This window comes from Spiribacter vilamensis (assembly GCF_004217415.1).
Classification (GTDB): Bacteria; Pseudomonadota; Gammaproteobacteria; order Nitrococcales; family Nitrococcaceae; genus Spiribacter; species Spiribacter vilamensis.
In genome coordinates this window covers 761,742-774,703 of record NZ_SHLI01000001.1, presented here as the reverse complement: position 1 = coordinate 774,703, position 12,962 = coordinate 761,742, and the positions used below count along the sequence as shown (strand labels likewise).

Sequence of the window (12,962 nt, the reverse complement as noted above, 5' to 3'; positions counted from 1 at the left end):
CGTAATGACCTCGATCATACTTGCGTCAAGCTCCCCCTATCGCGCGGCGCTGCTGCGCCGTCTACAGATCGACTTCGAGGCGATCGCCCCCGGCATCGATGAGCAGCGCGGCACCGACGAACCCGCCGAGGCCTATGTCCGGCGACTCGCACGCGACAAGGCGGAGGCAATCGCCGCGCGTTATCCGCAGGCCATTGTCATCGGCTCGGATCAATGCAGCGAGTGCCAGGGCGAGATTCTCGGCAAGCCGGGGACTACCGAGCGCGCCATCGAGCAACTTCTCAACGCCTCCGGTCAGCGCGTCACGCTCTCGACCGCCGTGGCCGTTCACGATCCCGCCAGCGGACATACCGAGGTCGACTGCGTTGGCACCTACGTCCAGTTCCGGCGGCTCGGGCGCAGCGCCATCGAGCGCTACGTCAACACCGATCAGCCGCTGGACTGCGCCGGTGCCTTCCGCGCCGAGGGGCTGGGCATCAGCCTGTTCGAATCGATACAGACCGACGATCCCAACGCGCTGATCGGTCTTCCGCTGATCGCGCTGAATCGGCTGCTTGGCCGGATCGGCGTGATCCGTCCCTGATCAGCGCATCATCAGCGGGTCCTGCAATCGCAGCCAGGTCGTCGCCGCGGCGCTGCCAAACCGCTCCAGCGCCCGGTCGAACAGGCCGCGACGCGGCGTGTAGTCGACACGTTGTGGTGCGCCGATGACCTCGCGGGCAACGGTTTCCGGGCTGCCGCGGGCGTCGGCCAGTCCCAGCTCGATACCCTCGCCGCCGGTCCATGCGCGTCCCGAGAAGAGGTTATCCGGCTCCCCGTTCAGCCGATCGCCACGACCCGCCCGGACCGCCTCGATAAACTGCACATGGATGTCGTCGAGCATCCGCTGCATGGCAGCCACCTGGTCATCATCCGGGGGCATGAACGGATCGAGGCCGGACTTCTCGTCCCCGGCGGCATAGACGCGCCGCTCGATCCCCAACCGCTCGATGGCATCGGCGAAACCGAATCCGCGGTTAATGACCCCGATCGACCCGATGATGGACGCGCCATTGACGTGGATATCGTCCGCGGCGGCGGCGATGTAATACGCCCCCGAGGCCATGACGTCGCCGGCAACCGCGTGAACCGGCTTGTCCGGATGGGCGGCGCTGAGTCGGTTGATTGCCTGGTAGATGCGACTCGAGGCCACCGGCGATCCACCGGGACTGTTGATCTGGAGCATGACGCCGCGGGCATTGTCCGCCTCGAATGCGCGCTCTAGCCCCTGGATGATCCGTTCGGCATTGGCGGGCTGGCCGGCCAGAATCGGTCCGTTCACCTGCACTACCGCCGTATGGGGACCGGTGCCGGCGCCCTCTCCGATGGGCAGCGCTGTCCTCAGTGACGAAAACACCGCCACGGCGATCAGCGATAGCAGCACCAGCCGCAGAAATATTCTCCAGCGCCGCGAACGGCGACGCTCGCGAATCCCCTCGAGCGCGACCTCACGCAGTGTTTCGCGGGCCCAGGATTCATCATCACTCATCGATTCACTCCAGCATCAGGGGCCGTAACGGCCGGTTATTTTTCGGTGAGGCGCGTGAGCACCGCCTGCAGTTCGCCCGGGAGCGGCGCGCTCGCCTCGATCCGCCCATACCCGGGCAGATCGAACGCCAGCCGTTCGGCGTGCAGGAAAAGGCGCTTGAGCCCTTTCGATCGCAGCGCCTGGTCGGCGCGTTCATCGCCATAACGACGATCCATCGCCACGGGACAGTCGATGGATGCGGCATGCGCCCGGATCTGGTGAGTCCGACCGGTATGCAAGGTTGCCCGGACCAGGCTCCACCCTTCATAGGACGTCAGCGGAGTGAAATCGGTTCGCGCAGATTGCCCCCGGGGATGGACCCGCATGGTCCGCTCGCCCCCCTTGCCCGCCTCGGCACACAGCGGGGCATCCACTCGTCGAATACCCGGCGGGAGCGATCCGCGCATCAACGCGAGGTAGTCCTTGTCCACGGCGTTGTCGCGAAACGCCGCATGCAGGGCGCGCAGTGCCGAGCGACGCTTGGCAAGGACCAGGCAACCGCTCGTGTCACGATCGAGTCGATGCGCGAGGTCCAGAAACGGTGCGCGCGGGCGCATGATCCTCACCGCCTCGACCACACCATAGGCAATGCCGGAGCCGCCGTGGACCGCCATGCCGGAGGGTTTATCGAGGATCAGCAGACGATCGTCCTCGTGCAGGATTGCCGATTCGAGGCGCTCCATGATCCGTGCCGACGGTGCCATGGTCTCGCCGGGTGCGGCCTGACGGACCGGCGGGATCCGCACCCGGTCACCCTCGGCGAGGCGGTAGGTGGGCCGGATCCGACCGCCGTTAACCCGCACTTCACCGCGACGCAGTAGTCGGTAGATCCGCGTTCTCGGCACGCCCTTGAGCTGACGCAGCAGGAAATTGTCAATGCGTTGTCCCGCGATTTCCGCCGCCACGGTATGCATGCTGGGTCCCGCCAATGGGGCTCTCCGTTGTTGATCAGCCACCAAGATTGCCACAGATCCCGGGGCTTTTTGGACGCCTTGGCGGCAGATTGCTATGCTGTAACTGCTCTGGCAGGTGAGAGAGGCGCGAGACGGTGCGCTCCCCGCAGGGTGGAAAAGAATGCTGAGTGGGCGGCGGCAAGCGGCTGGCGTCCGATGGAACAAAACAATCAACCCAACAACGCGCCTCGCCGGGCGCCCGCAGATGGACACCCCATGATGGGTCTATTGATCCCGCGTATCAGCTGCCTGCCGTTGACGCTCGCCAGTTTCCTCTGGCGCTGCGCCGGCCAGCTATGCGCGTGTGCGGACGCCACGGAGGGGCGCCGGAGACGAATTCGGCATGAAGAGAATGCTCGTCAACGCAACCCAGCCCGAGGAGCTGCGCGTTGCACTGGTCGATGGCCAGTCCCTCTACGACCTCGATATCGAAACCCCTGCGCGCGAGCGTAAGAAAGCCAATATCTACAAGGGACGGATCACCCGCGTCGAGCCCAGTCTCGAGGCGGCGTTCGTCCAGTACGGTGCCGAACGACACGGTTTCCTGCCATTCAAGGAAATCGCGCCGGAATACTTTGACGGTGGCGACGACATCGACCCCGGCAGTGTCTCCATTGCCGATGTCGTTACCGAGGGCCGCGAGGTCGTCGTCCAGGTCGAAAAGGAAGAGCGCGGGACGAAGGGCGCGGCGCTGACCACGTTTGTCAGTCTTGCCGGCCGCTACCTGGTGCTGATGCCCAACAACCCCCGCGCCGGCGGCGTCTCGCGGCGGATCGAGGGCAACGAGCGCAACGAGATTCGCGATGCGCTGAAGACTCTCGAGGTGCCTGACGGCATGGGGCTGATCGTGCGCACGGCAGGTGTCGGTCGTAACGCCGAGGAGCTGCAGTGGGATCTCGATTACCTGCGCAACCTCTGGACGGCGGTCCAGAAGGCCGCAGAGACCAAGTCGGCGCCCTTCCTGATCTACCAGGAAAGCAACGTCATCATTCGGGCCCTGCGGGACTACCTGCGCGCGGATATCGGCGAAATCCTGATCGACGATCGTGAGATCTACGAGCGCGCCCGGGAATTCGTCGAACAGGTAATGCCGCACAACCTGCAGAAGCTCAAGTTCTACGACGACAAGGTCCCCCTGTTCAGCCGCTACCAGATCGAAAGCCAGATCGAGTCGGCCTTCCAGCGAGAGGTCCGTCTGCCTAGTGGCGGCGTCATCGTCATCGACCACACCGAGGCCCTGGTGTCCATCGATATCAACTCGGCGCGGGCGACCAAGGGCGCCGATATCGAGGAGACGGCGCTCAAGACCAACCTCGAGGCCGCCGAGGAGATCGCCCGGCAGCTGCGGCTGCGCGATCTCGGCGGACTGATCGTCATCGACTTCATCGACATGGGGCCCAATCGCAACCAGCGCGAGGTGGAGAACTGCGTTCGTGACGCCGTCAAGCAGGACCGTGCCCGCGTCCAGCTGGGCCGTATCTCGCGGTTCGGGCTGCTGGAGATGTCCCGTCAGCGTCTGCGCTCGTCGCTCGGGGAATCGGCGCTCGAGGTCTGCAGCCGCTGCAGTGGCCAGGGCACCGTGCGCAGCGTCGAGTCCCTCGCCCTGTCGGTGCTGCGGATCATCGAAGAAGAGGCGATGAAGGACAAGACCGGGAAGGTGGTTGCCCAGCTGCCGGTCGATGTCGCGACTTTCCTGCTCAATGAAAAACGCGGCATCCTCGAGACCATCGAGGCGCGCAACGGCATCGGGGTGATCCTCATCCCCAACCGCAATCTCGAGACGCCACACTACGAGCTCGAGCGAGTGCGCAGCGACGAGGAAACGGAGACTGGCACCAGTTACCAGATGGGAACGGCAGAGACCGCACCGAGCCGGGCCGAGGAGCTTCTCACGGCCGAACGGCCCCAGGCCGAGCGGCCGGCCGTCAGCAGCGTGAGTGCCGGTCGCCCCGCCCCGGCCCCCAGCCAGCCCGCGACACCGGAACCGACACCGACGCCCGCGCCGGCATCCGCACCGGCATCGCCGGTCGCGACCGGAAACGAGCGCGACACCCCCCGCGCGCCGGGACTGATCGGCTGGCTGAAACGTCTCGTCAGCGGCGACGACAACGCCACGCGTGACTCACCGATGTATTCGTCCACGGCGCGGACGACCTCGGATGCGCAGACCGGTGCAAGCGATGGCGATTCGTCGGACGAGTCGTCGTCACGGTCGCGCAGTGGTAACGGTCGCCGGCGGCGCAGCGGCAGCGGTAATCAGGGCAATCGTCGTGGCGGCCAGCGTCGCAATCGCGCCACCGGCGCCGATACCGCATCTGCTGACTCCGCCACCGACGCGTCAGTAGCGAACGACGAGGCCCCTGTGACCACGGCTGATTCCGGGGCATCGGGTTCGGAGGAATCGCGAAGCAGCGAAAAGCGCAAGGGCAAGTCGAAGCCTTCCGGAAAGAAGAAAGACAAGAGCAAGGATACGGAAAAGGCCGAGCCGAAACCGGAGTCCGTGCCTGAGGACGAGACGCGGGGGACGACATCCGGCAACGACACCGAGCCCGTCGAGCCGGTCGATGACGGGGATGAGTCCAACGGTGAGAACGCCGCTAACGGCAATCGCAGCCGGCGTGGCCGCCGGGGTGGCCGTCGTCGGCGTCGCGGCGGCGGCAATGGCAAGGGTGGCGACGAAAACGGCGTTGACGCGACCGCGGAGACCGAGGCGGCACCTGCCGATCAAGCCCCGGCGGAGCCGGCGAAAAAGCCGTCACCCGAGCCCCGGCCAGAGCCCGAGCAAGAGCCCGAGCCCGAGGCTCAACAGACGCCTGAGCCCGAACCGGAGAAGGAAAAGCCCCAGCGGCGCCGCTCACGATCGGGCGGCGGTCGTCCCCGCAAGACCGGGAAGACCGACGAGTCCTCGGCGGCCCCCGAGTCGGCGGCACCGGCGTCCGTGACACCGGAGGGTGACCCGCGCCGCTGGTCGGGGCGCCCCCGTCTGCCGTCAGAGGAGACGGATTAGTCGGTTATCCGGCGACGCACGCTGTCGAGCAGGCCATTCGCGGCGTCATCGATGAGTTCGTAGACGCTGCGAAAGCCTGAATCGCCACCGAAGTAGGGATCCGGCACCCAGTGGACTCCCGGTGACGCCGCGAAGCTCAGCATCGGCTGGATCTTTGCCTGGTAGTCACTGGGTGCCTCAGCCCGAAGCCACTCGTAATTGCCCTCGTCCATTGCCAGGACGTAGTCGAAGAATTCGAAATCGAAGCCGTCCACCTGCCGGGCACGCAGGTCGCTGATATCGATACCCTCCTGCGCCATCATCGCCTGCGCGCGTCGATCCGGCGCCCTTCCAACGTGGTAGTCATGAGTGCCGGCGGAGTCCGTGGACACCTGTTCGGTCAGTCCCTCGACACGCAGCCGCTCACGGAAAATCCCCTCGGCGATGGGGGAGCGACAGATATTACCCATGCAGACGAACAGTACTCGCGTCATTACCTACTCTCCTGATGTGATTCGGGACCGATGGCGGCTTCGGCCATCGCAAGGTCCGCAGCGGTGTCGATACCGGGCCCGGGACGCTCTCCGGCATCGGCGACCTGGATGTGGATTCCGGCCTGCAGTGCCCGCAGCTGCTCGAGCTGCTCGATCCGCTCGAGCGGGCTCGGTGGCAACGCCGGATAATCGAGCAGGAATCCCGCCCGATAGGCATAGATCCCGAGATGCCGGCGGGCAATGGCATGGACCATCTCGCTCGTCCCTTCCCGATCGCGGGGAATGGCGGCGCGGCTGAAATAAAGCGCCCGGCCGTTGTGATCGGTGACCAGCTTGACCGCGTGTGGATCATGCAGTTCATCGCCATCCGCGATCGGTGTGGCGAGGGTCGCCATCGAGGCGACCGGTGTCGATGCCAGCGTCTCCGCCACCTGGGCCAGCAGGGCGGGCGGCATGAGCGGCTCATCGCCCTGGAGATTCACGACAACGGCATCCGTGGCAAACCCGTGCAATCCGACCACCTCGGCGATGCGCTCGGTGCCGCTCGCGTGGTGCGGCGCCGTGATGCAGCATTCGGCACCAAAGGCGCTGACGCGGTCGGCAATCGCCTCATGATCCGTTGCAACAATCACCCGCTCGGCGCCGCTCTCGATCGCCCGCCGCCAGACATGCTCGATCACCGGCCGACCCCCGAGCGGGAGCAGCGGTTTGCCGGGCAAGCGGGTGGAGGCATAGCGGGCTGGAATCACAACGGTAAAGCCGGTCATGAAGTCCCCTTTCGGTTATTGAAGCGTTGTTGCGCCCGATCGAGCAGTCCTTCCAGACACCGGGCCGATGGATGATCGGGTTGTGCGGCCACCGGCAGATACCAGCTCGCCTGCGGGGCGATTGCGCGGCATTTGACGGCATCCTTTTCGGTCATGACCACGGCGGCGTCATCGCCGAACCGCAAATCACCTGCCCGGTATCGGTGATGATCACCCAACGGGTGCGCGACCACTTCGAGACCCATCGCGCGCAGGACATCGAAAAAGCGCTCGGGATGCCCGATCCCCGCCACGGCGTGCACACGGTCGCCACTGGCGGGCGCTGCCGGCGCCGAGTCAGTGACAGGCCGGAGGTCACCGGGAATCAGCATGAAGCGGTACCCATTCTCATCCACTGCGCCGCCGTGGCCGATCACGGCGTCGACCTCCGCAAGCCGGGACGGCGGTTCGCGGAGCGGCCCGGCGGGCAGACAGCGAGCGTTGCCATGACCGCGCCGCGCGTCCACCACGACGATTTCGACATCGCGTGCCAGACGATAATGCTGCAGGCCGTCATCACTGATCACCAGGTCAACGTCGCCGGTGGCGACCAGGGCATCGGCGGCCGCGGCCCGGTCGCGCCCCGTCATTACCGGGTACCCGGTACGCTTTGCGATGAGGACCGCCTCGTCGCCCACCGCGGCGGGATCGCTATCGCCCGTCACCGCCGTTATCCCGCGAGCGCGGCCGCCGTATCCCCGTAATACCACGCCGGGCCGCCAGCCGCGCGCCGCGGCGGCCGCGACCAGCCAGATCACCAGCGGAGTCTTGCCGCTACCGCCCACGGCGAGGTTGCCGACCACGACCACCGGTGCCGGCATCGCCCGCGCGATCGGCTCGAGTCGACGGCGGCGGGATGAGGCAATGCAGCGGAAGAGCCACTCCACCGGCCCGAGCAGCCGAGCGAGTACACCATTATCGGCCCAGAAGCCGGGCCAGTGCCTAGTCATCGTCCGCCTGCGACCACTCGCTGCGGAATTGCAGGCGATGCAGCGCCGCGTAGTGCCCGCGGCTCGCGATCAGTTCGGCATGCGTGCCCTGCTCCACCACTCGGCCCGCATCGAGTACGACGATACGATCGGCGCGCTCGATGGTCGAAAGCCGATGGGCAATGACCAGGGTCGTGCGGCCACGAATCAGGCGCTCGAGCGCCGACTGGATGTGCTGTTCCGACTCCGAGTCGAGCGCCGAGGTGGCCTCGTCGAGAATCAGCACCGGTGCGTCCTTGAGCAGCGCCCGGGCGATCGCGAGGCGCTGGCGCTGGCCGCCGGAGAGTTGCACGCCGTCGGCGCCGATGAGGGTCTCGAACCCGGACGGCAGCGCATCGATGAAATCCCGGGCGTTGGCCGCTTCCGCCGCGGCGACGATCGCCTCGCGCGACGGCATCGGATCCTTACCGTAGGCGATGTTCTCGGCAATGGTGGTATTGAACAGAACCACTTGCTGTCCCACCAGCGCGAGCTGTCGCCGCAGGGCGTCCAGCCGATAGTCCGCGAGCGCGACGCCATCGAGACGGATCTCGCCGGCCGTCGGTTCATAGAAGCGGGGCAGCAGGTTGACCAGTGTGGTCTTGCCGCTCCCGGAGCGCCCCACTATGGCGACGGTCTCGCCTGCGGGGATATCCAGATTGATGGCATCGAGTACGGCCGCGGTACCCGTGTCATAGGCGAAGCACACATCGCGGAACGAGATCTGCCCGCCAACACGTTCCGGCGCGTACTCGCCGTTGTCGGTCTCGGGCGGCTCATCGATAATCTCGAATATGCTCTCGCCGGCGGCGATGCCGCGCTGTATCTCGGCATGGACGCGGGTGAGCCGCTTGAGTGGCTGTAGCAACAGCATCATCGCGGTGATGAACGAGACGAACGTCCCCACGCTGACCGACGTGACACTGCCCTGCGAGGTCGCCAGCCAGACCACGATGGAGAGCGCCAGTGCCGCGCAGAACTGCACCACCGGCGTGCTCAGGGCCTGTGTGCTGGCGAACTTCATGAACTGGTCGATGTTGCGCTGGTTGGCGGTCTCGAAGCGTGCCTGCTCGACCCGCTGCGCGCCGTGCATGCGCACCTCGTCACTGCCCTCGATCGCCTCCTCGGCGACGTAGGCGATACTGCCCACCGATTGCTGGATGGTATGACTGAGGCGTCGGAAACGCTTGCTGACATAGAGCACGACACCGATTACTACCGGCCCGAGCAGCATGAAGGTGAGCGTCAGCGACCAGCTGAGCCAGGCCATGTAAGCGAGCAGGAAGAACACCGTCGCGCTGTCGCGGATGATGATCACCATGGCATTGGTGCCGGCCTGGGCCACCTGCTCGACGTTATAGGTCAGTCGCGAGAGCAACATGCCCGAGGAGATGTCATCGAAATAGCGCCGCGGCAGCGTCAGCAGCCGCGCAAACACCTCGCCGCGCAGCCGGGCGATCACCCGGCGACTGATCCACGCCGTGCTGTACTGGGCGGCGAAACTGCTGATTCCCCGCACCAGGAAAATGGCAAGCACGCCGAGCGGAATCAGCTGCAACACCGCCGGATCGCGTTCGACAAAGCCTGAATCGAGCATGGGTTTGACAAGCCATGCAAACCCGGCCTCGCTTGCCCCGGTAACCAGCATGCCCGCCACGGCCACCACCGCGACGCGCCAGTAGACGAGGACATAGGCGATCAGGCGGCGGTAGATCTGCATCCCCGTGGCCGCCTGCATGCCGCTGGATGATCGGCTCATGGTTTCCCGACCTGCCCGGTAGTGGCGATGCTGACATTCGCAAAGCCGGCCCGACCCGCCTGGTCCATTACCCGCAGCACCCGTCCATGCGAGACGGTACGATCCGCGCGGATGAGCAGGCGCTCGGTGGCCGCCGGTTGCTCGGCGCGAGCCGATGCCAGTGCGCGGCGAAGCGCCGTCGCCGTGTCGGCGATGGGTGTTCCGTCGATACGCAGATCACCTCCGGCACCGATCACGATCTCCACGGGCGCGGTCGGCACGGGCTCGCCGGTCTCTGCCACCGGCAAGGTGATCTCGAGTGCCTCGCGGTCCGTAAACGTGGTGGTGACAACGAAAAACACCAGCATGAGGAACACGACATCGATGAGGGGGGTGAGATTGATCTCGGGGGCCTCGGGCTCACGGTCGCTCAGTCTCATGCCCGGCTCACCGTAGTCGTGTTGCGGGCAAGCACATCGGCGAGCTTCAGTGCCTCGCGCTCGATGGCCACGACCAATCGGTTGGCACGACCGCGCAGGTAGCGGTGCGCCGCAACACTCGGGATCGCCACGGTCAGTCCGGCCCCGGTGGTGATCAGCGCCTCGCCGATGCCGCCGGCCAGGGCCCGGTTACCACCCAGGCCCTCGGCGTTGATGGTGCTGAATACATCGATCATACCGATCACCGTCCCGAGGAGACCCAGCAGAGGGGTAACCGCTGCGATGGTCCCCAGTGTATTGAGATGGCGCTCGAGCTGCATGGCCTCGACGCGGCCAGTCTCCTCGATGCGCTCGAGCATCGCCGATCGCGGGCCGTTTGCATGGCTGACGCCGGCGGCGATCACCCGCCCCAGCGGCGATCCTGCCCGCAGGCGGCGCAGATTGACCGGGCCCAGCGCATCGGTCGCCACCAGTCGCCATACCTCGGGGACGAGATCCGCCGGGGCCACCCGCTGGCTTCGCAGTATCCAGACGCGCTCGACGATGATCGCGATGGCAAGGATGGACGAGAAGATGATGGGGGCCATGACCCAACCACCGGTACCGATCAGTTCCCACACGTTGACTGGCGCGACTCCATGGATACCCCCGGATAAGGTCGTCGATCATAATGGATTCGCGGGCCGTCCCGAAAGCGCCCGCGCCGCGGGGACTCGTGCAGCAGGCCGCGTCCGGGGCCCCGCGAGGCCCGCCAGCGCGGTGATTGCCCGCCTTTGAGCTCGAGCCGCAGTGCGCCCTGCAGGCCGGTGTCATGCAACGGTATCCGGCGACAGCGCAGACGCTCGATGACCGCCGCGTGGGGCATGTCATAGGCGTTGCGATAGCCCGCGGAGATGATGACCCGCGCCGGCGCGGCGGCCGCGAGAAGTGCCGGGCCAGTGCCCGTCCGGCTGCCGTGGTGCGGGGCCTCGAGGGCCACCACCGGCGTCTCGATGCGGAGCGCGATGCGGCGTTCAATAGCCCGATCGATGTCGCCGGTAAAAACCACATCACCGCCGCTCGAGCTGAGTCGCAAAACGCAGGAGGCCGCATTGCCGCTGGCAGTAGCGGGGTGATCGGGCCACAGATACTCGAATCCGACCCCATCCATCTGCCAGGTCTGTCCGGCCTCGCAGCGCCGCGCCTCCGGGAACCGGGCCAGCGGTTCACCGACATCGACGCGATCGATCGCAACCGCGTCGTCCAGTGCCGCGACGCCCCCGCGGTGATCGCGATCGGCATGGGTCACGATCAACCGGTCGATGCGCTCAATGCCCCGCGCCTCGAGGAACGGGATCAACGAGAAGGCCGCGGCATTCGCACCGCCGAACCAGGCCGGTCCGGTATCGACAATCAGGGTATGCGCACGGGTCCGGATGACCGCGGCATTGCCCTGACCTACCTCCAGCCAGGTAATCGTGGCCGAGCCAGGGTCGAGCGGATCGGGACGGGCCATGAAAAAGACGGTGATCAGCGGGATGGCCAGAACGCGAAGGGGTGTCCCGCGCGGTGAGAGCAGCAGAATCAGGCCCAGGCACAGCGCCCCGGTCGTGACTCCGCCCGCGGGGTTGAGAGGCCAGTCCGATACGCCGGCATCGAGCATATGGCCACCGGCGGCCATCAGGGCGTCGAGCAGCCGGGCGAGCACCCCCAGGATCGGATCGCCCGCGGCGGGCAGGCCAAGGCTGACCAAGGTTGCGATCAGCGCCGCGGGCACGATGAAAAAAGAGAATAGCGGCAGCACGATCAGATTGACGAGCAGCCCCGCCGGGCTCCAGCTGCCGAAGAAAAGCCCCGAGAGCGGGGCTAGCCCGATCAGCAGCGCGACCTGAATACGCCACAGGCCCGCGATCGGCCCCGGGCGCTGTCCCCGCACCGCCAGCAGGATAATGGCAACGGCGAGGAATGACAGCCAGAACCCGGCGCCCAGCGCGGCTGCCGGATCGATCAGCATAACGGCGGTAGCCGCGACCGGCAGCACCCGCCACGGCGTGACCCGGCGGCCGAACAGCCCTGCCAGCGCCAGCACCGTGAACATCACGAGTGCGCGCAGCGTCGGCAGTGCGAAACCGGCCATCGCGGCATAGCCGAGCGCCGCGCCAACCGCCACCAGCGAGGCGGTCAGGCCCCGTCGCCCGGGGAGTCGCGCGTGCATCCACAGCCGGCGGCCCGCGGCGTAGCCAAATGCCGCGACGAGCCCGATGTGCAGACCCGATATCGCCATCAGGTGGCTGGTGCCGCTCGCGCGCAGGATCGCCCAGGTCCGATCATCGAACCCGCGCCGATCACCGGTCACGAGCCCCCTGAGGAGCGCCGCGCCGGGCCCCTCGGTGGCACTCGAACGCGCGATGTGTCGCGAGAGTCGGGCGCGCCAGTGGACAAGACCGCGAGCCGGCGCCAGGCGCTGCGCCTGCGCGGGCTCGGTGATATAGGCCGTGGCATCGATATGCTCACTCGCGAGCCATTTCTCGTAATCGAATCGCACCGGGTTCATGAAGCCGCGCGGTCGGCGCAGGCGCAACGGCAGACGCCAGCGCTCGCCGGCGGCGATAACCGGTGCATCGGCATACAGGCTGATCCGGATGCGCCGCGGCAGATGCCCGGTATCGTCATCGATCCGCTCGGGGCGGAGTACGAAACGCTGGCGACCGTCGGATTGCTCGGGCAGCGAGGCGACGCGCCCGACGACCTCTACCGACTCGGTGGGATCGATGTCCGGGCGCCGCTCGAGGGCACTGGCCTGGCCGATAAGCGCGACGACGACGCCGACGGCGACCCAGCCCGGCCACCGCCCGCCGGCGGACAGTGCCAGGCACGGCAGCAACGGGGTGATGACGAGCAGCCCGGGCGCGAACTGCACCGGGGTGAGAGCGCCGAGCATGAGTCCGGCGAGCAGCGCCGCGAGCGTATCCCCAAAGCTGCCCGCCGCCATGCGCCACCCCTGTCCCGTCTCGAGGGGATCAGGCTAGCA

Annotated in this window: 11 protein-coding genes; 2 read left to right on the top strand and 9 right to left on the bottom strand. The window is 66.8% G+C overall.

The window, feature by feature from the left end; all coding sequences use genetic code 11:
* Positions 1 to 4: 4 nt before the first annotated feature.
* Positions 5 to 583: a Maf family protein gene (locus EV698_RS03850; RefSeq protein ID WP_130502821.1), complete on the top strand. Its 579-nt coding sequence runs from the start codon at positions 5 to 7 to the stop codon at positions 581 to 583.
* Here EV698_RS03850 and EV698_RS03845 read toward each other — a convergent pair whose 3' ends face one another.
* Positions 584 to 1,528, bottom strand: coding sequence for a S49 family peptidase (locus tag EV698_RS03845; protein ID WP_130502820.1), 945 nt, complete (start codon positions 1,526 to 1,528; stop codon positions 584 to 586).
* 35 nt (positions 1,529 to 1,563) lie between these two features.
* Positions 1,564 to 2,496 (bottom strand): RluA family pseudouridine synthase, encoded by a 933-nt coding sequence (locus tag EV698_RS03840; protein ID WP_239016204.1) that lies wholly within the window; start codon positions 2,494 to 2,496, stop codon positions 1,564 to 1,566.
* Between the two features lie 367 nt (positions 2,497 to 2,863).
* On the opposite strand from EV698_RS03840, the gene rne reads away from it, so the two are divergent.
* Positions 2,864 to 5,527 carry a ribonuclease E gene (gene rne, locus EV698_RS03835; RefSeq protein WP_338062116.1) on the top strand — a complete coding sequence of 888 codons (2,664 nt, stop codon included), beginning with the start codon at positions 2,864 to 2,866 and terminating at the stop codon, positions 5,525 to 5,527.
* Here the strand turns inward: rne and EV698_RS03830 are convergent.
* From EV698_RS03830 to EV698_RS03800, 7 genes are read right to left on the bottom strand one after another with little or no spacing between them, the layout of a single operon-like run.
* Positions 5,524 to 6,000, bottom strand: coding sequence for a low molecular weight protein-tyrosine-phosphatase (locus EV698_RS03830; protein WP_130502819.1), 477 nt, complete (start codon positions 5,998 to 6,000; stop codon positions 5,524 to 5,526). The two genes, rne and EV698_RS03830, sit on opposite strands and share 4 nt — an antisense overlap.
* Positions 6,000 to 6,767 carry a 3-deoxy-manno-octulosonate cytidylyltransferase gene (gene kdsB, locus EV698_RS03825; RefSeq protein ID WP_130502818.1) on the bottom strand — a complete coding sequence of 256 codons (768 nt, stop codon included), beginning with the start codon at positions 6,765 to 6,767 and terminating at the stop codon, positions 6,000 to 6,002. Before kdsB ends, EV698_RS03830 begins: the two co-directional genes overlap by 1 nt.
* Positions 6,764 to 7,756 carry a tetraacyldisaccharide 4'-kinase gene (lpxK, locus tag EV698_RS03820; protein WP_130502817.1) on the bottom strand — a complete coding sequence of 331 codons (993 nt, stop codon included), beginning with the start codon at positions 7,754 to 7,756 and terminating at the stop codon, positions 6,764 to 6,766. The genes kdsB and lpxK overlap by 4 nt, the downstream gene beginning before the upstream one ends.
* Positions 7,749 to 9,533, bottom strand: a complete 1,785-nt coding sequence (gene msbA, locus EV698_RS03815; protein WP_239016203.1) for a lipid A export permease/ATP-binding protein MsbA — start codon at positions 9,531 to 9,533, stop codon at positions 7,749 to 7,751. Before msbA ends, lpxK begins: the two co-directional genes overlap by 8 nt.
* Positions 9,530 to 9,952, bottom strand: a complete 423-nt coding sequence (locus EV698_RS03810; protein WP_130502816.1) for an ExbD/TolR family protein — start codon at positions 9,950 to 9,952, stop codon at positions 9,530 to 9,532. Before EV698_RS03810 ends, msbA begins: the two co-directional genes overlap by 4 nt.
* Positions 9,949 to 10,572 (bottom strand): MotA/TolQ/ExbB proton channel family protein, encoded by a 624-nt coding sequence (locus EV698_RS03805; RefSeq protein WP_130502815.1) that lies wholly within the window; start codon positions 10,570 to 10,572, stop codon positions 9,949 to 9,951. The genes EV698_RS03810 and EV698_RS03805 overlap by 4 nt, the downstream gene beginning before the upstream one ends.
* The gene (locus tag EV698_RS03800; RefSeq protein WP_130502814.1) at positions 10,560 to 12,923 is read right to left on the bottom strand and encodes a DNA internalization-related competence protein ComEC/Rec2; all 2,364 of its coding nucleotides are present in this window, start codon (positions 12,921 to 12,923) and stop codon (positions 10,560 to 10,562) included. The genes EV698_RS03805 and EV698_RS03800 overlap by 13 nt, the downstream gene beginning before the upstream one ends.
* Positions 12,924 to 12,962 lie beyond the last annotated feature (39 nt).

What these genes read in the sequence shown, in the direction of transcription:
- lpxK (WP_130502817.1), bottom strand. Translation starts at nt 7,756, where the DNA reads ATGACTAGGCACTGGCCCGGCTTCTGGGCCGATAATGGTGTACTCGCT.
- EV698_RS03830 (WP_130502819.1), bottom strand. Translation starts at nt 6,000, where the DNA reads ATGACGCGAGTACTGTTCGTCTGCATGGGTAATATCTGTCGCTCCCCC.
- EV698_RS03810 (WP_130502816.1), bottom strand. Translation starts at nt 9,952, where the DNA reads ATGAGACTGAGCGACCGTGAGCCCGAGGCCCCCGAGATCAATCTCACC.
- EV698_RS03845 (WP_130502820.1), bottom strand. Translation starts at nt 1,528, where the DNA reads ATGAGTGATGATGAATCCTGGGCCCGCGAAACACTGCGTGAGGTCGCG.
- EV698_RS03800 (WP_130502814.1), bottom strand. Translation starts at nt 12,923, where the DNA reads ATGGCGGCGGGCAGCTTTGGGGATACGCTCGCGGCGCTGCTCGCCGGA.
- kdsB (WP_130502818.1), bottom strand. Translation starts at nt 6,767, where the DNA reads ATGACCGGCTTTACCGTTGTGATTCCAGCCCGCTATGCCTCCACCCGC.
- EV698_RS03850 (WP_130502821.1), top strand. Translation starts at nt 5, where the DNA reads ATGACCTCGATCATACTTGCGTCAAGCTCCCCCTATCGCGCGGCGCTG.
- msbA (WP_239016203.1), bottom strand. Translation starts at nt 9,533, where the DNA reads ATGAGCCGATCATCCAGCGGCATGCAGGCGGCCACGGGGATGCAGATC.
- rne (WP_338062116.1), top strand. Translation starts at nt 2,864, where the DNA reads ATGAAGAGAATGCTCGTCAACGCAACCCAGCCCGAGGAGCTGCGCGTT.